General features: G+C 65.7%; 22 protein-coding genes and 1 tRNA gene. 12 read left to right on the top strand and 11 right to left on the bottom strand.

From position 1 onward, the window contains the following. Nucleotides 1-44: 44 nt before the first annotated feature. The gene (locus LJ725_RS19880) at nucleotides 45-437 is read right to left on the bottom strand and encodes a DUF2946 family protein (protein ID WP_230552474.1); all 393 of its coding nucleotides are present in this window, start codon (nucleotides 435-437) and stop codon (nucleotides 45-47) included. 138 nt (nucleotides 438-575) lie between these two features. On the opposite strand from LJ725_RS19880, the gene LJ725_RS19875 reads away from it, so the two are divergent. Continuing rightward, on the top strand, nucleotides 576-1,001 hold the full coding sequence (locus LJ725_RS19875) for a DoxX family protein (protein WP_230552472.1): 426 nt from the start codon (nucleotides 576-578) through the stop codon (nucleotides 999-1,001). Nucleotides 1,002-1,202: 201 nt separating this feature from the next. On the opposite strand, the gene LJ725_RS19870 is transcribed toward LJ725_RS19875, so the two are convergent. From LJ725_RS19870 to LJ725_RS19860, 3 genes are read right to left on the bottom strand one after another with little or no spacing between them, the layout of a single operon-like run. Beyond that, a complete protein-coding gene (locus LJ725_RS19870) occupies nucleotides 1,203-1,799 on the bottom strand; it encodes an NUDIX hydrolase (protein WP_230552470.1) in 597 nt (198 codons plus the stop codon). Continuing rightward, complete coding sequence (locus LJ725_RS19865; RefSeq protein ID WP_230552469.1) at nucleotides 1,799-2,557, bottom strand: glucose 1-dehydrogenase; 759 nt, start codon at nucleotides 2,555-2,557, stop codon at nucleotides 1,799-1,801. The genes LJ725_RS19870 and LJ725_RS19865 overlap by 1 nt, the downstream gene beginning before the upstream one ends. A gap of 11 nt (nucleotides 2,558-2,568) precedes the next feature. Further along, nucleotides 2,569-2,886, bottom strand: coding sequence for a DMT family transporter (locus LJ725_RS19860; RefSeq protein ID WP_230552468.1), 318 nt, complete (start codon nucleotides 2,884-2,886; stop codon nucleotides 2,569-2,571). Between the two features lie 129 nt (nucleotides 2,887-3,015). Here LJ725_RS19860 and LJ725_RS19855 point away from each other — a divergent pair, with 129 nt between their 5' ends. The 5 genes from LJ725_RS19855 to LJ725_RS19835 all read left to right on the top strand — a co-directional run bounded on the left by LJ725_RS19855 (nucleotide 3,016) and on the right by LJ725_RS19835 (nucleotide 8,739). Further along, nucleotides 3,016-4,806 (top strand): peptide ABC transporter substrate-binding protein, encoded by a 1,791-nt coding sequence (locus tag LJ725_RS19855; protein ID WP_230552467.1) that lies wholly within the window; start codon nucleotides 3,016-3,018, stop codon nucleotides 4,804-4,806. 60 nt (nucleotides 4,807-4,866) lie between these two features. Beyond that, nucleotides 4,867-5,829 (top strand): ABC transporter permease, encoded by a 963-nt coding sequence (locus LJ725_RS19850; RefSeq protein ID WP_289298387.1) that lies wholly within the window; start codon nucleotides 4,867-4,869, stop codon nucleotides 5,827-5,829. Then, nucleotides 5,795-6,742, top strand: coding sequence for an ABC transporter permease (locus tag LJ725_RS19845; RefSeq protein ID WP_230552465.1), 948 nt, complete (start codon nucleotides 5,795-5,797; stop codon nucleotides 6,740-6,742). The genes LJ725_RS19850 and LJ725_RS19845 overlap by 35 nt, the downstream gene beginning before the upstream one ends. Nucleotides 6,743-6,814: 72 nt before the next feature. Next, nucleotides 6,815-7,726: an ABC transporter ATP-binding protein gene (locus LJ725_RS19840; RefSeq protein ID WP_230552764.1), complete on the top strand. Its 912-nt coding sequence runs from the start codon at nucleotides 6,815-6,817 to the stop codon at nucleotides 7,724-7,726. Continuing rightward, nucleotides 7,723-8,739 (top strand): ABC transporter ATP-binding protein, encoded by a 1,017-nt coding sequence (locus LJ725_RS19835; RefSeq protein WP_329958380.1) that lies wholly within the window; start codon nucleotides 7,723-7,725, stop codon nucleotides 8,737-8,739. Before LJ725_RS19840 ends, LJ725_RS19835 begins: the two co-directional genes overlap by 4 nt. Before the next feature lie 449 nt (nucleotides 8,740-9,188). Here LJ725_RS19835 and LJ725_RS19830 read toward each other — a convergent pair whose 3' ends face one another. Beyond that, a complete protein-coding gene (locus LJ725_RS19830; RefSeq protein ID WP_230552463.1) occupies nucleotides 9,189-10,502 on the bottom strand; it encodes a hypothetical protein in 1,314 nt (437 codons plus the stop codon). A gap of 332 nt (nucleotides 10,503-10,834) precedes the next feature. Between LJ725_RS19830 and LJ725_RS19825 the strand changes: the two genes are divergently transcribed. Beyond that, the gene (locus LJ725_RS19825) at nucleotides 10,835-11,116 is read left to right on the top strand and encodes a hypothetical protein (RefSeq protein ID WP_230552462.1); all 282 of its coding nucleotides are present in this window, start codon (nucleotides 10,835-10,837) and stop codon (nucleotides 11,114-11,116) included. Nucleotides 11,117-11,126: 10 nt separating this feature from the next. Here LJ725_RS19825 and LJ725_RS19820 read toward each other — a convergent pair. Then, a tRNA-Leu gene (locus LJ725_RS19820) sits at nucleotides 11,127-11,215 on the bottom strand. A 159-nt stretch (nucleotides 11,216-11,374) separates the two neighbouring features. Continuing rightward, the gene (locus LJ725_RS19815; RefSeq protein WP_230552461.1) at nucleotides 11,375-12,511 is read right to left on the bottom strand and encodes an NAD(P)/FAD-dependent oxidoreductase; all 1,137 of its coding nucleotides are present in this window, start codon (nucleotides 12,509-12,511) and stop codon (nucleotides 11,375-11,377) included. Nucleotides 12,512-12,574: 63 nt separating this feature from the next. Between LJ725_RS19815 and LJ725_RS19810 the strand changes: the two genes are divergently transcribed. From LJ725_RS19810 to LJ725_RS19800, 3 genes are all read left to right on the top strand, one after another. Beyond that, nucleotides 12,575-14,095, top strand: a complete 1,521-nt coding sequence (locus LJ725_RS19810; protein ID WP_230552460.1) for an AMP-binding protein — start codon at nucleotides 12,575-12,577, stop codon at nucleotides 14,093-14,095. A gap of 156 nt (nucleotides 14,096-14,251) precedes the next feature. Next, nucleotides 14,252-14,911 carry a dienelactone hydrolase family protein gene (locus tag LJ725_RS19805; protein ID WP_230552459.1) on the top strand — a complete coding sequence of 220 codons (660 nt, stop codon included), beginning with the start codon at nucleotides 14,252-14,254 and terminating at the stop codon, nucleotides 14,909-14,911. Between the two features lie 69 nt (nucleotides 14,912-14,980). After that, on the top strand, nucleotides 14,981-16,363 hold the full coding sequence (locus tag LJ725_RS19800) for an MFS transporter (RefSeq protein WP_230552458.1): 1,383 nt from the start codon (nucleotides 14,981-14,983) through the stop codon (nucleotides 16,361-16,363). A gap of 12 nt (nucleotides 16,364-16,375) precedes the next feature. Here LJ725_RS19800 and LJ725_RS19795 read toward each other — a convergent pair whose 3' ends face one another. After that, nucleotides 16,376-17,335, bottom strand: a complete 960-nt coding sequence (locus tag LJ725_RS19795; RefSeq protein WP_230552457.1) for a Bug family tripartite tricarboxylate transporter substrate binding protein — start codon at nucleotides 17,333-17,335, stop codon at nucleotides 16,376-16,378. Between the two features lie 130 nt (nucleotides 17,336-17,465). Next, nucleotides 17,466-17,918, bottom strand: coding sequence for a nucleoside deaminase (locus LJ725_RS19790; RefSeq protein ID WP_230552455.1), 453 nt, complete (start codon nucleotides 17,916-17,918; stop codon nucleotides 17,466-17,468). A gap of 128 nt (nucleotides 17,919-18,046) precedes the next feature. On the opposite strand from LJ725_RS19790, the gene LJ725_RS19785 reads away from it, so the two are divergent. After that, complete coding sequence (locus tag LJ725_RS19785) at nucleotides 18,047-18,868, top strand: SDR family NAD(P)-dependent oxidoreductase (RefSeq protein WP_230552454.1); 822 nt, start codon at nucleotides 18,047-18,049, stop codon at nucleotides 18,866-18,868. 39 nt (nucleotides 18,869-18,907) lie between these two features. On the opposite strand, the gene LJ725_RS19780 is transcribed toward LJ725_RS19785, so the two are convergent. Both LJ725_RS19780 and LJ725_RS19775 read right to left on the bottom strand, forming a co-directional pair. After that, on the bottom strand, nucleotides 18,908-19,996 hold the full coding sequence (locus tag LJ725_RS19780) for an AbrB family transcriptional regulator (protein WP_230552453.1): 1,089 nt from the start codon (nucleotides 19,994-19,996) through the stop codon (nucleotides 18,908-18,910). Further along, nucleotides 19,993-20,775 carry an NAD kinase gene (locus LJ725_RS19775; protein WP_230552452.1) on the bottom strand — a complete coding sequence of 261 codons (783 nt, stop codon included), beginning with the start codon at nucleotides 20,773-20,775 and terminating at the stop codon, nucleotides 19,993-19,995. The genes LJ725_RS19780 and LJ725_RS19775 overlap by 4 nt, the downstream gene beginning before the upstream one ends. A 112-nt stretch (nucleotides 20,776-20,887) precedes the next feature. Here LJ725_RS19775 and LJ725_RS19770 point away from each other — a divergent pair, with 112 nt between their 5' ends. Further along, nucleotides 20,888-21,766 (top strand): TauD/TfdA dioxygenase family protein, encoded by an 879-nt coding sequence (locus LJ725_RS19770; RefSeq protein ID WP_230552451.1) that lies wholly within the window; start codon nucleotides 20,888-20,890, stop codon nucleotides 21,764-21,766. Nucleotides 21,767-21,836 lie beyond the last annotated feature (70 nt).

The raw sequence follows: 21,836 nt of genomic DNA, 5'->3' as shown, positions 1-21,836 counted from the left end.
CGGACGAACGCGACGCACGGCAAGGCGCGTCGCGGTTTCAGACGTCAGACGTGGGAAGGGGGGCCGCGCGGTCGGTGGGGCCCGTCGCGGATGCCGACGGGGGCCAGGGCCTCGTCGTTGCCAGCGAAGACGATCGCCTCGGCGGCGGGCTCGACAAGCAGGAAAGCGGTGGTTGCGGGCTCCCCGAGCACGGGCGCGTGTGCGAGGCCAAGGCAGCATTCGTGGAGCTTGCCGGCCGTCTGGCCGGGTGCCTGCGACCCATCCTCGTCGACGGTCGGGAGGCAGAAGACGCCCCAGGTCCTGGCGGCGGCCTCTGGACCGCCGTCGCGCATCAGGACGGCGTGGGCCAGGGGCTGCAGGAAGTTGAGCGTGATCGCAAACAGGGCGACGGCAAATGCCGCCGCGCGCCAGCCCTGATCGGGTCGTTTGCGAACCATCGCCATATTTATGCCCAAATGCGACGACGGCGAAAGGGGACAGCTTGTCGCCCGGGCTGCCGGCGACACCGACCGTCTAGGCAAGGACCTTCCGGCGGGATATTGGTCCGCCGCACACTTCCGGGGGAGATAGACACAATGGGTCGGAACGACACGCCGCGCGCCATCGCAGCCTTTCTGGACAGCGGCATCGGTTGGTTTTTGGCGCGGCTGGTCCTGACCTTCGTGTTCTGGAGCGCCGGCCTCGCGCACCTGATCGAATTCCAGCACAGCGTCGCCGAACTGAAGTCGCTCAAGCTCGAACCGGCGGGCGTTCTCAACATCGTCCTGGTCGCGACCCTGCTGATCGGCTCCCTGATGATCCTGCTCGATCGCTGGCTGTGGCTGGGCTGCGGGATCCTGAGCGGCTTCCTGGTGGTCGCCATCCTGCTCGCCCATCCATTCTGGACGATGCAGGAGCCCGCCCGCACGCCGCACTTCCGCGTCGCCATGGAGCATATCTCGCTGATCGGCGGCCTGATGGCATGCGCCTTCGCGGGGCGCCTGCGCGAGCTTCGCCGCTAGAGCGCTTCTGGGCGAGATTGAATCAAGCCGAACATTCAAACAACGACCTCACCCTGAGGAGCATCGCGCAGCGATGCGTCTCGAAGGGTGGGAACGCGCACCTTGCCTGTTGCCCATCCTTCGAGACGCGCTGCTCCGCAGCACTCCTCAGGATGAGGTAAGTGGGTCAATGTGAACTGGAACGGCTCTAGGCGTTCCGTCTCAGGAGAGTATGGCCGCCAGGCGCTCGTCCCGTGTCCTTCGGGCGAAGGTATGCAGCAGCCACATCGTGCCGACCTGGAAGCCGTGGAATGTCCGGCTGCCGTCGCGAAGCTCCTGCAGGAAGCGGTCGAACGGGACCTCGTGGGTGACGATGACCTCGCTGTCCTCCAGCTTCGGCTCCGCGACCTTGCGGGCGTCGAGCGCCACGAAGCAGTGGACTCGGTTGTTGAGGCGCGGGGCGTTGGCGAAGAAGCTACCGAGCGGATGCCATTCGTCGCTGGCGAACCCGGTCTCCTCCAGGAGCTCGCGCTTCATGTGCTCGACCGGCTCGCCCGGCCCCTCGATGATGCCGCTGGGCAGCTCGATCACGGTTTCGGCCGCGCCGTGGCGGTACTCCTCGACCAGGACCACGTTGCCGTCCCAGGTGAGGGCGATCGCGGTACTCCAGTCCGGCTGCTCGATGACGTGGAAGGGCGAAAGCACCCGGCCGTTGGGCAACTCGACCGTGTCGGAGCGCAGGGTCAGCCAGCGGTCGCGGTAGCTGTATTTCGACTCCAGGACCTTCCAGGGCGGGACGGTCTTGTGCTCCTCCGCCATCAGACCGCCGTCCAGCCGCCGTCGACCACCAGTTCAGCCCCGGTGACGTAGGATGACTCATCCGATGCCAGGAACAGGATGGCATTGGCGACCTCGTCGACTTCGCCGGCACGGCCGAGCGGCACGCCTTTCAGGGTCTTGGCGCGCTGCACCGGATCGGCGGTGCGGCCCGAGGTGCGCATCGGCGGCATCAGGCCGGGATGCACGGAGTTCACGCGGATGCCTTCCTTGCCGTGCTGTGCCGCGGCCGCCTTGGTCATCAACCGGACCGCGCCCTTCGAGGCGTTGTAGCCGACATGGATGTAGCCTTGGCCGACGATGCCGGAGATCGAGGACAGGTTGATGACCGAACCCGGCCCGCCGGTCCTGCGGATGGCGGCAATCCCGTACTTCATGCCGAGGAAGACGCCGGTCGAATTGATGTCCATCAGCTTGTGCCAGATCGCCGTGTCGTAGAGATCCTCGGCGGCCGAGCCCGAGATGCCGGCATTGTTCACCAGCACGTGCAGTCCGCCATGGGTCGCCACGGTTCTGTCCACGGCGGCCTGCCACTCTGCTTCGCTGGTGACGTCGAGATGCACGTAGGTCGCCGTGCCGCCGGCCTTCCCGATCTCCGCAACGACGGCTTCGCCCTCCTTGTCGAGCACGTCGGCCACCACCACCGCCTTTGCGCCCTCGCGGGCAAAAAGGCGCGCGGTGGCTGCACCCATTCCGCTGGCCGCGCCGGTGATCAGCGCGACCTTGTCCTTCATCCTCATGGAGGGCTCCCTCAGGCCAGCTTGAGGCCGACGATGCCGGCCACGATGAGGGCGATCGAGACGATACGGATCGTCGACGCGGTATCGCCGAACGCCAGGATGCCCACGGTGAAGGCGCCGACGGCGCCGATTCCGGTCCAGATCGCGTAGGCGGTGCCCATCGGGATGGTACGCTGTGCCCACATAAGCAGCGCGCCGCTCACCACGATGGCAACGATCGCCAGAAGCAGCCACCCTGGACGGATTCCCTCGTCGGTCCAGCCGAGCTTGAGCCCGACCGGCCAGCCGATTTCGCACAGTCCTGCCAGAAAAAGAGCTATCCAAGCCATACCAGTGTCTCCCCTGCACAAGTGCTGTCATTGACGGCAACGTTACAGCCTGTAACGATCAAGGATTGCACGCATCTTGCAGCATAGCGAGGGCGGCATCGGGAAGGCATCGATCTTGGGAGTATTGACATGAACGAACGTGAACTGCGCGGCCTGATCGGGAAGGTGAAGGCCGGCAAGCTGTCGCGACGCGGATTCGTGCAGGCGATGATGGCCGTTGGCATCGGGGCGCCCGCCGCGGGCCAGATCCTGCTGTCCTCCGGCGTGGCCATGGCCCAGCCGGCCTCGACCTACAAGCCGACCAAGCGCGGCGGCGGCGGCCCGCTCAAGCTGCTGTGGTGGCAGGGTCCGACGCTGCTCAATCCGCACTTTGCGGTGGGCACCAAGGACCAGGACGGTTCGCGCCTGTTCTACGAGCCGCTGGCGGCATGGGACGGCGAAGGCAACCTCAAGCCCAAGCTCGCGGCCGAGATCCCAACCAAGGAAAACGGTGGCCTTTCCGCCGACGGCATGTCGGTCACCTGGAAACTGAAGCAGGGCGTCACCTGGCATGACGGCAAGCCGTTCACGGCCGACGACGTCGTCTTCAACTGGGAATACGCCAAGGATCCGGCGACGGCGGCCTATACGATCGCCTCCTACCAGGACGTGAATGTCGAGAAGATCGACCAGTACACGGTGAAGGTGACCTTCAAGAAGGCGACCCCGTTCTGGGCCGATGCCTTCGTCGGCACGCGCGGCATGCTGATTCCGAAGCACCTGTTCGCCGACTTCATCGGCGCCAAGTCGCGCGACGCACCCACGAACCTGAAGCCGGTCGGCACCGGCCCGTACATGTTCAAGGACTTCAAGCCGGGCGATCTGGTGACGGGCGTGATGAACCCGAACTACCACCAGGCCAACAAGCCCTACTTCGACTCGGTCGAGATGAAGGGCGGCGGCGACGCCGTTTCGGCGGCGCGCGCGGTGCTGCAGACCGGCGAGTTCGATTTCGCTTGGAACCTGCAGGTCGAGGACGAAATCCTCCAGCGCCTCGAAAAAGGCGGCAAGGGCAGCGTCTCGATCACGCCGGGCGGCAATATCGAGTTTCTCCTCATGAACACGACCGATCCCTGGACGGAAGTCGACGGCGAACGGTCGAGCCTCAAGACCAAGCATCCGACGCTCAGCGACCCGGAGGTCCGCAAGGCCTTGGCGCTGCTGGTCGACAACAAGTCGATCCAGGATCACATCTACGGCCGCACCGGCCCGGCGACGCGCAACTTCCTCTATGGACCGTCGCGCTTCGACTCCAAGAACAACCCGATCGAGTTCAACGTCGACAAGGCCAACGACATCCTCGAGAAGGCGGGCTGGAAGAAGGGTGCCGACGGCATCCGCGCAAAGGACGGCAAGAAGCTCAAGTTCGTCTACCAGACCTCGATCAACCAGCCGCGCCAGAAGACGCAGGCCATCATCAAGCAGGCGGCCCAGAAGGCCGGCATCGACATCGAGCTGAAGTCGGTGACGGCATCGGTGTTCTTCTCGTCGGACGTGGCCAACCCGGACACCTACACGAAGTTCTACACCGACCTCGAGATGTACACGACCACCATGGGCCAGCCCGATCCGGGCACGCACATGCTGCAGTTCGTCTCGTGGGAAGCGGCGACCAAGGACAACAAGTGGCAGGGGCGCAACATCACCCGCTGGCAGAGCCCTGAGGCCGACAAGTTGTACCGCGAGACCGAGGCCGAGCTCGATCCCGTCAAGCGCGCCGCGTCGTTCATCAAGCTGAACGACCTCGCGATCCAGAACCAGATCGTCATGGGCATCGTGCAGCGCCCGACGGTTTCGGCGAAGACCGCCAAGCTCAACTGCAACATCAGCGGCTGGGACAACAACACCTCGGACCTCAGCGACTGGTTCAAGGACGCCTAAGTCGGAAAACGCCCTCCCCACGACAGGTGGGGAGGGCCTTCTTTTTTGCAGGTCGATCGCGTGAGCAGGCAGTACGTAATCCGGAAGCTCCTGATCATGATCCCGAGTCTTCTCGGGATCAGCATCGTGCTCTTCGCCCTCCTGGCCCTGGCGCCGGGAGATCCTTTCGACGAACTGGCCACCAACCCGGCGGTGCCACCCGAGGTGCGCGCGGCCCTGCGTGCCAAGTTCGGCCTCGATGACCCGATCTGGATGCGCTACTGGCACTGGCTGATCGCGCTGCTTCAGGGCGACTGGGGCTTCTCCTTCGTCAGCCGCATGGACGTGAGCACGCTCATCCTGCAGCGCCTGCCGGTGACTCTGGTCGTGATCGGCGCCTCGCAGATCCTCGCGATCCTCATCGCCATTCCGGTCGGCGTGCTGGCGGCGACGCGGCCCTATTCGCTGTTCGACCAGATCGCCAACACCTTCGCCTTCATCGGCTTCTCGCTGCCGACCTTCTTCACGGGCCTGGTGCTGATCCTGATCTTCTCGATCCAGCTCGACTGGCTGCCCTTCGTCTATCGCGCCGACATCGCTGCGACCGGCTGGGCTTTCTATTGGGAGCACATCAAGCAGTCGATCATGCCGGTGACGGTGCTGGGGCTCTTCCAGGGCGCGGCGCTGGTGCGCTTCGTGCGCTCCTCGGTGCTCGACGTCATCCGGCTCGACTATGTCACCACCGCGCGGTCCAAGGGCATCGGTGAGCGCAAGGTCATCACCCGGCACGTGGTGCGCACCGCGCTGATCCCGGTCGTGACCCTGGTCGCCCTGCAGATGCCCATCGTGTTCAGCGGCGCCATCGTCACGGAGCAGATTTTCCGCGTGCCGGGCATCGGTTCTCTGCTGATCACCTCGATGCTCTCCAACGACACGCCCGTCGTCATGGGCGTCACCTTCGTCTCGGCCTGCCTGGTCGTCATCTTCAACCTCATCGCAGATATCCTTTATGGCTGGCTCGACCCCCGCATCGCTTTCCGCTAGCGCTCCCGCCGGCGGCCCGGCCGCGCGCAAGGCGCAGAGCTTCTCGCCGTGGCAGGAGGCGTGGCGCCGCTTCAGGCGGCACAGGATGGCGCTGTTCTCGGCTTTCGCCCTGGGCCTGATCCTGTTCGGCGTCCTGGCCGGGCCGCTCATCTGGCGGGTACCGATCAACGAGATCGACTTCGCCGCCAAGCTGCAGGGGCCGTCCTGGGCCCATCCGCTGGGCACCGACGACCTGGGGCAGGACCTCCTGTCGCGGCTGATCTACGGCGGCCGCATCTCGATCGCGGTCGGTTTCGCGGCGATGGTCGTGGCCATATTCTTCGGCGTGCTGGTCGGCGCCGTCGCCGGCATGTCGAGCGGACGCGTCGACGCGGCGCTGATGTGGGTCACCGACCTCTTCCTGTCGCTGCCCCAGCTGCCGCTGCTGCTGCTGGTCATCTACCTGTTCCGCGAGCCGGTGAAGGGCGTGATGGGCGTCGAGGGCGGCGCTTTCGTGCTTATCGTGGCCGTCATCGGCGGCACGCGCTGGATGTCGGCGGCCCGCCTGGTGCGTGCGCAGTTCCTCTCCTTGCGCGAAAAGGAATTCGTCGAGGCGGCCCGCGCGCTGGGTGCCTCGCGGCTGCGCCAGGTGATGCAGCACATCCTGCCCAATGCGCTGGGGCCGGTGATCGTGGTCGCGACCATCGACGTCGCCGCGGCGATCATCGCGGAGTCGACCCTGTCGTTCCTCGGTCTCGGCTTCCCGTCGGACGTGCCGACCTGGGGCAGCGTGCTGCGCGACGCCAAGGATTATCTCGACATCGCGCCGCACTGGGCGCTGTTCCCCGGCTCGCTGATCTTCATCACGGTGCTGGCCATCAACTTCATCGGCGACGGACTGCGCGACGCGCTCGATCCGCGACGCGTTCTCTAGGACTGGTGTAGCGTGACCGAACCTTTGCTGGACATTCGCGGTCTCAAGACCTGGTTCAAGACCGACGACGGCATGGTGCGCGCCGTCGACGGGGTCGATCTCCACATCGATCGCGGCGAGACGCTGGGGGTCGTGGGCGAATCGGGCTGCGGCAAGACCGTCACTGCCCGCTCGGTGCTGAAGCTGATCGACATGCCGCCCGGCCGCTTCGAGGACGGGCAGATCCTGTGGCAGGGCAGGGACCTGATCCCGCTCTCCATGGAGGAGATGGACAAGATCCGGGCCAAGGAGATTGCCATCATCTTCCAGGAGCCGATGACCTCGCTCAATCCGGTCTACACGGTGGGCGACCAGATCGCCGAGGTGATCGAGCTGCACCAGAAGCTGTCGCGCAAGCAGGCGATCGCGGGCGCGGCGGAGATGCTGCGGCTCGTGAACATCCCCAACCCGCAGCGCCGCGTGCACGACTATCCGCACCAGTTCTCCGGCGGCATGCGCCAGCGCGTGATGATCGCCATGGCGCTGTCCTGCCAGCCCAAGCTGCTGATCGCCGACGAACCGACGACCGCCCTCGACGTCACGATCCAGGCGCAGATCCTGGAGCTGATGCAGGAGATGAAGGAGCGGTTCGGCATGGCGATCATGCTGATCACCCACGCGATGGGCGTGGTCGCCGAGACCTGTCAGCGCGTCACCGTGATGTATGCCGGCAAGGTCGTCGAGGAGGCGCCGGTCGAGGCGCTGTTCGGCGATCCCCGCCATCCCTACACGCAGGGCCTGATCCGCTCGATCCCGCGCGTCGACCGCTCGGCCGAGAAGAAACAGCGGCTGGAGGCGATCGCCGGAACCGTGCCCAACCTGCTCGACCCGCCGCCGGGCTGCCGCTTCGCCGCCCGCTGCAAGTTCGCCATGGATGTCTGCACCCAGGCCGTGCCGCCGCTCAAGGAAGTCGGGCCGGGTCACTTCGTGAGGTGCGTGCTGTGAGCGCCCCCGTTGCTTCTCCCGCGGCCGCCCCGGCGCGCGCCGACGCCAAGCCGCTCCTCTCGGTCCGCGACCTGCGCAAGCACTTCGCCGTCCGCGGCGGCATCCTTTCGCGCGTGGTCGACAAGGTGCACGCCGTCGACGGCGTCAGCTTCGATATCGCGGCGGGCGAGACACTGGGCGTCGTGGGCGAATCCGGTTGCGGCAAGTCGACCACCGGCCGCTGCATCCTGCGCCTGATCGAGCCCAGCTCCGGCGAGATCTGGTTCCAGGGCGCCGACGTCATGAAGATGGACCACAACGCGCTGCAGGCGATGCGGCGCGACATGCAGATCATCTTCCAGGACCCCTATGCGTCGCTGAATCCGCGGCTCACGATCGGTGCCATCATCGGCGAGGCGTTGATCATCCATAAGCTGGTGAAATCCCGCCAGGAAATGGAAGACCGCGTCGTGCAGCTCCTCGAGACCGTGGGGCTGCGGCCCGACCACATGCGCCGCTTCCCGCACGAATTCTCCGGCGGCCAGCGCCAGCGCATCGGCATCGCCCGCGCCCTCGCGGTCGAGCCCAAGCTGCTGATCTGCGACGAGCCGGTGTCGGCGCTCGACGTGTCGATCCAGGCGCAGGTGATCAACCTGCTGGAGGATCTGCAGGAGCAGTTCGGCCTCACCTATCTCTTCATCGCGCACGACCTCAGCGTGGTGGAGCACATCTCGACGCGCATCGCGGTGATGTATCTCGGCCGCGTCGTGGAAATCGCGCCCGCGGCGGAACTCTACGACACCCCGATCCATCCCTATTCGGAAGCGCTGCTCTCGGCCGTGCCGATCCCCGATCCGACGATCAAGCGCAAGCGCATCATGCTGGAAGGCGACGTGCCCAACCCGATCCGTCCGCCCTCGGGCTGCCACTTCCACACCCGCTGCCCGATCGCCCGCCCCGACTGCTCGCAGCGCGCGCCGTTGCTCGAAGAGAAGCGCCCCGGCCATTGGGCCGCCTGTCACTACAGAGAATAGCGCCGGCGGAACGCTACTCCGGTTGCCCCCCCGGCGTTGATCGGCGCCGCGAGGGGAACGCTCACGAGCGGATGGTGATTTGCCTTCATGAGTTTGGCCGTTTCGGTTGAGTAAAGCGAAGATCGCCGAGCGTGCTGCGCCGAAACATTGTACCAAGATTTTTGGCGCGTCCTGAGGTTCACCTGAAGCGGCAGGGCGGTAAGGGTATCCTGAGCAAGCCCTTGCCGGTAGGAAACCATGGATATCAACCGCTGATGCCGGCTTAGTATGGAATGAATGAAGCTTTTGAAGCGGGTACGAGATTGAACTCGATTGTTGGAAGCAAGAGCCGAGGTAGCCAGGGGTGCATGCCAGACGGCGACACTTTGGAATAGTGCCCGCATCGGCCGACCGCTGCTTAGTACGGCACAGTGTCTCTTCTGCCGATAAACACGCGGTTGGCTTCGCCGCTACATCTTGGGAATATCTACGCTCAAGGGATTTGACCGGTCTGGATAAGGCACTGGTGTGGGCTTAGGTGTCACTACGGTCCCAGGGGAAGAAGGTGGATTAAGTCTCTCTGGAGGCCTCTGGATAGCGGGCTGCTCAGGTGGAGCGATAGTCGGAATTGGGCTGTCCGGTACAGTCGGCTGACTGACAACCTGAGAGCCAGACGTCGAAACCGGTTCGAATATCGAGTGATGCGTAGCAAAGGCCATGGGGCGGGCGAAGGTCTGGTTGAGGGCAAGGTTGCCGCTGGTTCCTATTCCGAATGAAAAGCCCCCACCTGGTCCACCCGACATCGTGCCTAGGCTCGACAATAGACCTTGGGAAGACACCTGAGCAGGATTGGTGCTTGCAGCGCTAGCAGGCAAATTGGGCGGACTGAATGGACTGGTCGCGGGCGTAGAAGCCAAAGTCGCCGGAAGAGTTGCTGCGAGCTTGGCGGCGAATGAACTATCCTCGCCAAACTCGAATGAGAGATTGCGCGTATAGTAGACGCTGTTGACGAATGTAATGAAGGCTTGAGGGCGCTCATCTCTGGGACGGCAGTTGGGTTCTGAACGCAACTCGAGTTCCAGATTGTAGGCAAGCCGTGGTAGATTCCGTAGAATCTCTTGGTAGGTATCACTTGCCTTGTATCGATCGACCATTGCCAAGAAAACGCCCGCTGGCAACTCGGTCATTTCCACTTGCTGCGCCGATACTTTGACCACTCGCGATTTATCGCCTGCGAAAGCGAGCGACAAGGGGCCAAAAAGACCACCTGCAGTGCCGCCCACATAGTCATAGAGCTTGATGTCGGGAAGGGACGCCATTGGCAATCGTGTGAAACGCGGAGTGCCGGGAGTAAAGATGGGATTCTTCTCGTCTGATGATGGAGAGTCTCTTCCTTTGTCGCCTGATGCGGAGCTCGAAGATGTTGAACTACTTGGTGTCGCCCCACTCGTGGCTGTCACTGAGCCTGGGCCACTTATGCTGACGGAGACCTTGCTCTCGCCACTCGCCGTCTTTGCAGGAGAAGGTGTCGAGGAACCGCTGGTTGCGGCACTACGTGGATAGTGCGGCCGCGAGCCGTAGAATTGTTCGAAGGCCAGCTGAATATCGCGCTCCGGGAGAGCACCGAGCAGAATGCTTTGAGGCATGCGGGCGATGTTTGAACCGCGACATGGATTTTCCATGAAGAGGTATACATCACCCAGATAGACGTTTTCGCGCATAGGATACAATGGCCTGAGGCCCCAGTGTGCAAGACTGACGCCCCATTTCTCACGCACGTTCATCGACTCGCTGCAAGCGCTGGCAACAACGGCGGCCGCCAATGCAGCCACCGACCCAATCCGCAATGCCATGAGTGCCCCCGAACCGTATTCTAAGTTCAGAGGCTAGCACAGCGAGCAATCATCGACAACGTATGGGAGCATAACATAACGCGTATACATCCCAGAGAATGAGGAGAGTTCGGACTAGACCTCCTTCGCGGACACCATTGTGGCTTCGGCGCCAATACAGATCGGTGCGCCTGCTCTGGCGCGCCCCCGGTATTGATCTGTGCTGATCCTTTCGCAGGATGGGGACACCAGCTAGAAGTCTGGCCCCAACAGGCGAGGCTCCCATGTCAGAGGACAGCAAGAAGGCCGCGAGTGCGATCCTCACCGAGAACGAGGAAGCTCTCTTCCAGATCATGAAGATCGTGATTGCGACCGTTGCCGCGGGCGACCCGGTCAAGGGCAAGCAGCTGGACGATCAACTGACCTACCTGAAGAACGCCTTCCACTCGAACGGCAAGAAGAAGGCGGCGATCATGGCCGAATCGATCCGGATCGCGGCCTTCGCCTCCAGCCGCGATGCCGCCCGTCTGGCAGGCCTGCGGGAAAGCTCAAAGGCAAATTCGTAGGTGGCGCTGTTGGTGCCCCCGGCCGGACTCGAACCGGCACGATCCTTTCGGATCAAGCGATTTTAAGTCGCTGGCGTCTACCAATTCCGCCACGGGGGCCCCGCGGGGGCGACCATAGTCAGGGTCGATTCCCGTGTCATCCCACGAGGTGTCTCATTCACCTCTCCCCCGCCAGGGGGAGAGGATGGGTGAGGGGGGACGCACCGCCTGCAAACCCCTCACCTGGCCTCTCCCCCTAGCGGGGGAGAGGAACATGAATCACTCCACCGCGAAGCGCGCAGGAGACAGCGACTCTTCGGTGACGCCCAGGTCGGCAACCTCGGCGGGGAGGGGCTTGCCCCGTGCCAGCGCGGCGGCGAGCTGGCCGGCGGCGTAGCCGGTCTGGATGCCGTAGCCGCCCTGGCCGGCCAGCCAGAAGAAGCCCTCGATCTTGGGGTCGTAGCCGGCGACCAGGTTCTTGTCGTGGACGAAGGAGCGCAGGCCGGCCCACTTGTTCTTGATGCGGCGGATCTCGAGCGTGCTCGCCGTCTCGATGCGTTCGACGGCGGTGGCGACGTCGATCTCCTCGGGCTGCGCGTCGCAAGGCGGCGAGGGCGTCTCGTCGGCCAGCGAGCCCAGGAACTGGCCGACCTCGGGCTTGAAATAGAAGCTCTCGTCGAAGTCGATCATCATCGGCAGCGGCCCGAGATCGAGTCCCGGTGGCGCGTCGAAGGTGAAGGCGGTGCGCCGCTTCGGTACCAGTCCGATGGGCACGCAGCCGGCGAGGCCGCCCAGCACGTCGGCCCAGGCGCCTGCTGCGTCGATGACATTGGCCGCGCGCACGGTCTCGCCGTCGCGCAGGGTCACGTTCCACATTCCCTCGCGGCGCTCCAGGCCCAGCACCTCGGCGTTGAGGCGCAGCAAGGTGCCGGCGGCCCGCGCGCCCTTCAGGAAGCCGCCATGGATGGCGGCCACGTCCATGTCGTCGGCCTCGGGCTCGAACACCGCGCCACCGCCGGCTGCCTCGGGCTTGAGGATGGGAAGGCGGCGCAGCACCTCGGCCGGCTCGAGCCAGCGCACCGAGGGCACCAGCCGGGCATAGTCGGCGGCGGCGGCCTTCACGGCGGCCTCCTGGCCGGCCTGGCCCGCGATCAGCGCGCCGCGCGGCGTCAGCAGGGGGTGGTCGGAGAAGCCGGCCGGCGGATTGCGGTAGAATCGGCCCGAGGCCACCGTGATCGCGCGGATCTGGGCGCTGCCGTAGGTCTCGGAGTGCAGCGCGGCGGAGCGGCCGGTCGTGTGATAGGCCGGCACGTTCTCGCGCTCGAGGATGATCACTTTCGCATGGGGCGCGAGGTGATAGGCGGCGGAGACCCCGGCGATGCCGGCGCCGACGATGGCGAAATCGAAATCCTGCATGGGCGGCACATTGCAAGGTCGATGCCGTGCCTGCAATAGTCGGCGGGCGAGGAAACGAATTCAATGAACATCGCCCATCTGCTGCTGGGCTCCGCGCAGGAGTTCCGCGACCTGCCCGCGCTGGCGCGCGGGACGTCACCGCACCTCACCTATCGCGAACTGTGGCGCAAGGTCTCGGTGATGAGCACGCACCTGACGGGACGCTTCGGCCTGTCGCGCGGCGACCGGGTGGCCTTCGCCATGTCCAACTGCGTGGAATCGATCGAGGTCATGTACGCGATCTGGCACGCCGGCCTCTGCGCCGTGCCGATGAACGCCAAGCTGCATGCCCGGGAATTCGCGTTCATCCTGGAGAATTCCGGCGCGAAGCTCTGCTTCGTGACGCCCGACCTCGCCGAGACGATTGCGGAGGCCGCGAAGGAGGCGTCCGAGCTGAAGGAGATCGTCGACGTCACGACCCGCTCCTATGGCTTCATGGCGGTGGGCGACCCCAGCCCGATCGCCGACGCGGAGCCCACCGATCTCGCCTGGCTGTTCTACACCTCGGGCACGACGGGACGTCCGAAGGGCGCCATGCTCACGCACCGCAACCTGCTGGCGATGACGCTCAACTACTTCGCCGATGTCGACCGGCCGCCGCCCGGCGGCTCGATCGTGCATGCCGCTCCGATCAGTCACGGCTCGGGCCTGTGGAACTTCCCGATGCTGGCGCGCGGCTCGGTGCAGGTGTTCCCGGAGAGCGGCAAGTACGAGGTGCCCGAGACGGTCGAGCTGATGAACCGCTGGCCCGAATGCTCGATCTTCCTGGCCCCGACGATGGTGAAGCGGCTGATCGAGCACGGCAGCGTCGCCGACCTGAAGCCCGATGCACTGCGGCTCATCACCTACGGCGGCGCGCCGATGTACGTGTCGGACCTCAAGCGCGCGCTCGACGTCCTGGGCAACAAGCTGATGCAGCTCTACGGCCAGGGCGAGAGCCCCATGACCATCACCCATCTCAGCCGCGAGTATCACTGGGACCGCACCCATCCGCGGTGGGAACAGCGTCTCGCCTCGGCCGGGCGCGCCGATTCCTGCATGGAAGTCCGGATCGTCGACGAGGAGGGGCGGCCGCTTCCCGTGGGCGAAGTCGGCGAGATCATCGCCAAGGGCGATCCCGTCATGGCCGGCTACTGGAACAATCCGGAAGCCACGGCGCGCTCGCTGCGCGACGGCTGGCTGTGGACCGGCGACGTCGGCGCCTTCGACGAGGAGGGGCTGCTGACGCTGAAGGACCGTTCGAAGGACATGATCATCTCCGGCGGCTCCAACATCTACCCGCGCGAGATCGAGGACGTGCTGAACCTCCATGCCGGCGTCGCCGAATGCTCGGTGGTCGGCCGGCCGCATCCCGAATGGGGCGAGGAGGTCGTGGCCTTCGTCGTGACACGCGGCGGGCAGGCCCTGCCGCCCGCCGAACTCGACAAGCTCTGCCTCGACAACATCGCCCGCTTCAAGCGCCCGAAGGACTACAAGTTCATCGAGGCGCTCCCGAAGAACAACTACGGCAAGATCCTCAAGACGGAGCTGCGGAAGCTGCTTTAGCGAACGACCTCATCCTGAGGAGCGGGCGCAGCCCGCGTCTCGAAGGATGGGCTGCAGGCACGGTACTCCATCCCACCCTTCGAGACGCACACCTTCGGTGTGCTCCTCAGGGTGAGGTCGGTGTAGGTTTCGAGACAGAGCAAGGAGAACAGGAACATGGGCAGTCTGATCGACTTCAAGCGTCCCGACGGATCGAGCTGCAAGGGCTATCTGGCCGAGGCCGGCAAGGGCAAGCCGGGGATCGTCGTGATCCAGGAATGGTGGGGCCTCAACGACCAGATCTGCGGCGTCGCCGATCGCTTCGCGCGGCAGGGTTTCAACGCGCTGGCGCCGGATCTCTACAAGGGCCGCGTGACGCAGAAGCCGGACGAGGCCAACCACATGATGAGCGGTCTCGACTTCGTCGGCGCCTCCGACCAGGACATCGCCGGTGCAGTGAAGCATCTGGCCGGCCTGGGCGGCAAGGTCGGCGTGATGGGCTTCTGCATGGGCGGCGCGCTCACCATCGCGGCCTGCGCGCGTATCGAAGGTATCTCCTGCGGCGTGCCCTTCTACGGCATCCCGCCCGGCCAGCTGGCCGATCCCGCGAAGATCGCGGTGCCGCTGCAGGGTCACTTCGCCAACAAGGACGACTGGTGCACACCGGCCGCCGTCGACGCGCTCGAGAAGACGATGAAGGGCGCCGGCCAGAGCCCGGAAATCTTCCGCTACGACGCCGCGCACGCTTTCTCCAACGAGCGCAGCGAAGCCTACGACGTGAAGTCGGCCAACGCGGCGTGGGAGCGGATGCTCGAATTCCTGAAGAAGCATCTGTAATCATCGGAGCGCGCCACTTCGTGGCGCTCTTCTCATGACTCATGAGCGCAACTGGAGTTGCGCGCTCCCATGACGATCCGACCTGGTTTCGGCCTCGCCATCGTCGGGCTGGGCGCGTCGCTGGCGCCTCTCGACATCGCGGTGAACGTGGCGCTGCCCGCGATCACGGCGCACTTCAAGCTGGCGCTGGGCGACGTGCAGTGGCTCGTGATCTGCTACGTGCTGGTCTACGGCTCGCTGATGCTGGTCTGCGGCAAGCTCGGCGACTTGTTCGGGCATCGGTTGATCTTTCGCATCGGTCTCGCGATCTCCGCCCTCGGCTGCGCGGCCTGCGCGGCGGCGCCGGACTGGGGGTTGTTCCTGTGGGCGCGCGGCGCGCAGGGGATCGGCACGGCGCTGGCGCTGTCCTGCACGCCGGCGCTCGCGACTTCGCTGTTTCCCGAGAGCGAGCGCACGAAGGCGCTGGCGGGGTTCGCCAGCTCGATGGCCATCGCCGCCGCGGTCGGTCCGTTTCTCGGTGGCGTCCTGGTCGAACTGTGGGGCTGGCCCGCGGTCTACTGGGTGCGTGTGCCCATCGCGCTCGCGACGCTCGCGCTTTCGGGCCTGCTGCCGTCGCCCAAACCGGACTCGCGCCCGTTCGATGCGCTCGGCGCGGTGCTGCTGGCGGCCTGCATGAGCACGCTGCTGCTCTCATTGGTCTTCTCGCAGCGCAGAGAGGTCGCCGGTCTCTGGGCCTTGGCGTTGGCCGCCGTGGCCGTCTTCCTTCTAGTTGCCTATGTGCGCCGCGCCAACAGTGTGCCCGAGCCGATCATTCGGCCCTCGCTCTTCGCCGATCCGCGCTTCACGATCCCCAACGTCCTGAACGCGCTGGCCAACCTCGCGGGCTTCGCGATCCTGCTGCTCACTCCCTACTACCTCGTGAACGTGCTGAAACTGTCGCCGCTGGGCGTCGGCATCGTGCTGGCGATGGCCTATGGCGGCAGCCTGACCGGTGCACCGCTCTCGGCTTTCCTGGTGGCCCGCATCGGCCAGCGCCCGACGGTGTTCGCCGGCGTTGCCTGCGTCGGCCTGGGATTGCTTCCGCTGGGCTTTACCGAGATCAACACGCCCGTTCTCGTCGTGGCGGCGCTGCTGGTGCTGGAGGGCGTGGGCCAGGGCCTGCTCACCGTCGCCTATACCGACATCGTGACGGCGACTCTGCCGCCACGCGATCGCGGCGTCGCGGGCAGCCTCTCTCTGTTGACCCGCACCATCGGCATCGTGGCCGGCGCCTCGGTCCTGACGGCGCTGCAGGCCCATGGCGCGCAGGGCTTCATGAACATGGCCGGCTTCCTCGCCGGCTACCGCTTCGCCTTCGTGGCGGCGGGTGGTGGCCTGCTGGTCGTCCTGCTGACGTCGCTGCTGTGGCCGGGCGTCTGGTCTTCGCAGCCTCGCTCCCGCCGTAGATCATGAAGTTCTTCGCCCTTACGGCAGCTTGATGCCGCCCTTTCTGATGATCGCGCCGAACAGGTCGCTCTCGGCGCCGATCTGCTTCCTGAAGTCTGCCGGGTTGAGATAGGTCACCCGCATGCCGCCATTGTGGACTTTGGCCATGATGTCCGGCGCGCGCAGGGCTTCGGCGATCGCCTGATCGAGGCGCGTGACCGCCTCGGGCGAGGTGCCGGCCGGTGCCAGGATGCCGAACCAGGAATCGCCGCCTTCCTTGCCGTAGCCCGTCTCCTGGAGGGTCGGGACGTCGGGGAAATCCGGGTGGCGTACCTCGGCAAGCATCGCCAACGCCCGCAGCCTGCCCGCCTTGATGTGGGGCAGGGTCGTCTGGTCGAACTGGGCCTGGATCTCGCCGGCCAGAAGCGCGTTGGTGGCGGGCGCGCTGCCGCGATAGGGGACGTGGGTCATCCTGATGCCGGCTTCGAGGCAGAGCATCTCCCCGAACAGGTGGGTGATGGTGGCGAGCCCGGCCGAGCCGTAGTTGAGCTTGCCGGGATTGGCCTTGGCGTAGGCCACGAACTCCGCGACCGTGTTGGCCGGCACCGACGGATGCACGGCGAAGGCGCCCCACGAGGTCGCCATGCGGGATACGGGGACGATGTCGCGCTCCGGATCGAAGGGGATCGGCTGCAGGTGCCGTGTGATGCAGACCATTGCCGTGGTGGTCGTCAGGAACGTGTGATGATCGACCGGCTGGTTCTTCACGAACTCCGCGCCGATCATGCCCGAGGCGCCGGCCTTGTTGTCGAACAGCACGCTCTGGCCCAGCAGGTGGGCGGCGCGCTCCATGACGATGCGGCTCGACACGTCCGACGGGCCGCCGGGTGGGTAGGGGATGACAAGGCGGAGCGGCTTGCTCGGCCATTGCGGCTGGGCGATCGCGGGGGACGCCAGCGCAGTTGCAAGGGCCGAGGCGGTGAACGCACGACGACGCATGGACGCTCCTCCGGTTCTTGTTCTTGTCCGGAGCATTCCATGCGGGAGCCAGACTCGCCAGCCTTGCCTCACCGACGGGAGGGTCTCCGATGCGCGAGCTGGAGCTCGGTACCGGCCTCGCGTCCGCCCATCACTTGCGCGCGAAGTAGCGGTTGCGCAGAGCCAGGCAGTCTTCCTCCAGGATGCCGGTCGTGAACTTGATGTCCGCGTCCACGAACTCCGCGAACGTCTCGACCGAATAGCGGCCGAAGCGGCGTCCCACCGTCGCGAAGCGGAGGCCGAGCACCCAATGATCGATCTTGGCGTTCAACAAGGCGCCGGCGCACATCGGGCAGGGCTCCACGGTGGTGTACAGCGTGGTGCCCGACAGGTCGTCCGTGCCGAGCGCGCGACAGGCATCGGCGATGGCATCGGTCTCCGCATGCACCAGTGGGTTTCCGGTGTGGATGCGGTTGCGGCCGCGGCCGACGATCTTGCCGTCGCGCACGATCACCGCGCCGACGCCCATGTCGCCTTCCTTGTCCGCGACGGCGGCGAGTTCGAGCGCCTGCCGCATCATCGTCTCGTGATGCTGATTGTCCATGGGGCGATCATGGACGGGGCGTGCCGCATCGTCATCCTGATTCCGAACCAGCCGTTCGTGCTAGGCTCGGTCTCAATCCTCGCCATTCATGAGATGGGCGAGGAAAGAGGGAATGGGAGCGAAGCGGCATGTCGGGCAAGCTTAAGGACAGGGTGGCGATCGTGGTCGGGGCGGGGTCGAGCGGCCCGGGCTGGGGCAACGGCAAGTGCACGGCGATCACCTTCGCGCGCGAGGGCGCCAAGGTATTCTGCGTCGACCTGAAGCGCGCCGCCGCCGAGGAGACGGTGGGTCTGATCGAGAAGGAAGTCGGTCCCGGCGTTGCCGTCGCGCACGAGGCCAACGCCTCGCACAATGCCAGCGTGAAGGCGATGGTCGATGCCTGCATGGCGAGGTGGGGCCGGGTCGACATTCTCGACAACAATGTCGGCATCGGGTCGCAGGGCGGTCCGGTGGAGCTCAGCGAGGACGAGTGGCACCGCGTGTTCGACGTCAACGTAAAGAGCTTCTTCCTCACGGCGAAGCATGTGCTGCCGATCATGGAACGGCAGGGCAAGGGCGCGATCGTGAACGTGAGTTCGATCGCCTCGATCCGCAGCCCCAAGGGCATCTCGTATCTCGCCTACAACGCCAGCAAGGGGGCGGTGAACTCACTCACCATGGCGATCGCCTCGCAGTACGCGGAGAAGGGCATCCGCTGCAATGCGATCCTGCCCGGCCTGATGCACACGCCGATGATCGACTTCCTGGCCGAGCAGTACGCCAAGAGCGAGAAGGACCATAACCAGGCCTACGAGAAGATGATCGCCATCCGTGACCGCGCCTCGCCGACCGGCAAGATGGGCACGGGTTGGGATACGGCCAACGCCGCGCTGTTCCTCGCGTCGGACCAGTCGTCCTATGTGAACGGGCATCTGCTGGTGGTCGACGGCGGCATCACGCTTCGGGCGTGAGGCTCATGGTGCGCGCCCTCCGGTGGTGCGCTCGGATGATCAATGATCGCGCTTCAGCAGGGTCCGGAAGACGATCGGGCCTGTGAAGATGATCAGGAACAGGCGGAAGAGATGGTGGGTCGCCACCATCGCGATCTCGATGCCGAGGGCCAGGCCGATCAGGCTCATTTCCGCGAAGCCGCCAGGCGCGTAGCTCAGGACCGTGGCGTCGAGGTTGAGGCCTGTCAGCGCGTGGGTGATCTCGGCGAAGCCGACGGCGCAGGCGATCAGGATGAAGGCGGCGCCGATCGAGGCGGCCATTTCCTTGTGCAGCTTGTCGAAGTTGGCGCCGACGAAGCGGCAGCCGATGCCGGTGCCGACCACGACCTGCGCGGCCGCCACCAGGAAGCCCGGCGGCTGGGAGTTGGTTAGGCCGCCAAGATGGGCGATCGCGCTCACGATCATCGGCCCCATCATGAAGCTGGCCGGCAGGCGCAGCAGGCGGCCGGCGACCGCGCCGACCACGCCGCAGCCGATCAGGATGGCATAGTCCTTCCAGTCGTTGCCCGTCGGGCCATGGACCATGGTGAGCACGCTGGTCTGCGCACCGTTCACCAGCCGGTACCAGACGGGGATCGTCAACACGACGGTGAGGATACGCAGCGCGTGGGCCAGGGCGATGGCGCGTTCCTCGCCGCCCATGGCGCCCCCCATGATGGTCATGTCGTTGAGGCCGCCCGGCATGGCGGCGAAGTAGCATGTCACCCTGTCCCAGCCGGTGAATCGCCGCAACCAGGCGTAACAGAGCGCCGCGCCGGTCATGGTCATGCCGGTGAGCACGCAGAGGCTGACGGCCCATTCGCCCAGCCGTTGCACCAGTTCGGGCGTGAAGCCCGAGCCCAGCAGCACGCCCAGGATGATGATCATGCCCTGGCGCAGCCGCACCCTCATGCCGATGCGCAGGCCGAGGAACGCCGCCACGGTCGAGAAGACGCAGGCGCCCAGCATCCAGGCGAGCGGCATGCGCAGCCAGTCGAACAGGAAGCCGCCGGCGGTGCCGATGACGAGCGCCAGCACGAGGGGCTGCCAGCCCTCGTGACCGATGATCTTCTTCTTTTCAGGTTTGAAGGGGATGTCCTTGCCGCTCAAGGATCGAACTGCTCCTTGAGGATGCGTTCCTCGAGATCGTGCTCGGGATCGAACAACAGGGTGAGCCGGGTATCGATGGCCTCGGTCACGGCGACACGGGCGACATTGGGGATCTCGACCGAGTCCGCCGCCGCCGCGACCGGGCGCTTCTTCGGATCGAGGATCGTGAACTCCACCCTGGAGGCGCGCGGGAGCAGCGCACCGCGCCACCGGCGCGGCCGGAAGGCGTTGATCGGCGTGAGCGCCAAGAGGCCGGCGCCCAGCGGCAGGATCGGCCCATGGGCGGAGAGGTTGTAGGCGGTCGAGCCGGCGGGCGTCGCCACCAGCACGCCGTCGCAATGAAGCTCTTCCAGGCGCTTCTTGCCGTCCACCGCGACTTCGATGCGGGCGGTCTGGCGGCTGGAGCGCAGCAGCGACACCTCGTTGATGGCGAGCACGGTCGAAGTCCTGCCGTGCGTGTTGGTCGCCTCCATGCGCAGGGGCGTCAGCTCGACCTGCCGGGCCTTCTGCAGGCGCTGCAGCAGGCCGCTCTCCTTGAAGGTGTTGAGCAGGAAGCCGACCGTGCCGAGATTCATGCCGTAGATCGGCTTCAGGCGCCGCATGTTGCGGTGCAGGGCCTGCAGCATGAGACCGTCGCCGCCCAGGGCCACGATGACGTCCGCCTCGGCCGTCGTCGCCGCGCCATAGCGCTTTTCCAGACGCGCCTTGGCCGCGCGCGCGACCGAGGTGGCGGCGCAGACGAAGGCGATACGGGGAGCGGACGAGGGGCGGACGGCCATCTTGCGGTTCAGCAATGTCTCGGGTGCAGGGGATGCAGGAATCGTACTATAGCCGCCCCCCGTGGCGTTGCGATAAAATCCCCGCACAAAGAAAACCGCGAGGAGGAACGCGATGGAACTGGTCCCGCTGGCCGATGGCTTCGGCGTCGAAGTGAAGGGCGTTTCCCTGCTCGACGTGGCGATCGACGCCCAGGCCTACACGGAGGTCCGAAAGGCCTTCGAGACACATTCGCTTCTGGTGTTTCGAGACCAGCAGATCGCCGACGACATCCAGGTCGCCTACAGCCGGGCCTTCGGGCCGCTCGAGCTGACCAAGGCTGCATCGCTGGGCGAGAACAGCTTCTATTCGCGCCTGACCAATGTCGGTCCCCAGGGCGAGATCGTGCCGCCGGACCATCGCCAGGTGCTGGTCGCCAAGGCCAACGCGCTCTGGCACACCGATTCGTCGTTCAAGAAGACGCCGGCGTTGGCCTCGGTCCTGACCGCGCGCGTGCTGCCCGGCGAGGGCGGCGAGACCGAATACACCTCGACGCGGCTCGCCTGGGAGCGCCTGCCGGCCGATCTGCAGGAGAAGCTGAAGACGGCCGTCGCGACACATTCCTATGCAAACAGCCGCGACCAGATCCATCCCGACCTCGCCAACGCCGAGGAGCGCAAGGCGCTGCCGCCGGTGCGCTGGCGGCTGAACTGGCGCAATCCGACCAACGACCGCCGGGCGCTCTATGTCGCGAGCCACGCCTATGCGATCGACGGCATGGACGATCGCGATGCTCGCCAGTTGCTGGCGCATCTGCTCGACGAGGCGACCCGGCCGGAGTTCGTCTACAGCCACAAATGGCGTCAGGGCGATGCCGTCATGTGGGACAATCGCGCCATGCTCCATCGCGGCCGTCCGTGGGACTATGCGCGCGAGCGTTCGATGGTGCGCACCACCATCTCGGCCACCGAGTCGGACGGGCTAAGCGAAGTGAAGCCGCCGGTCGTTCACTAGAGCGCTTCCATCACACATCGACCCACTCGCCTCATCCTGAGCGACCGTCTCGAAGGATGGGCAACAGGCA

It is taken from the genome of Reyranella aquatilis, assembly GCF_020880995.1.
GTDB classification, from domain to species: Bacteria; Pseudomonadota; Alphaproteobacteria; order Reyranellales; family Reyranellaceae; genus Reyranella; species Reyranella aquatilis.
This window is presented reverse-complemented; position numbering and strand designations above follow the sequence as displayed.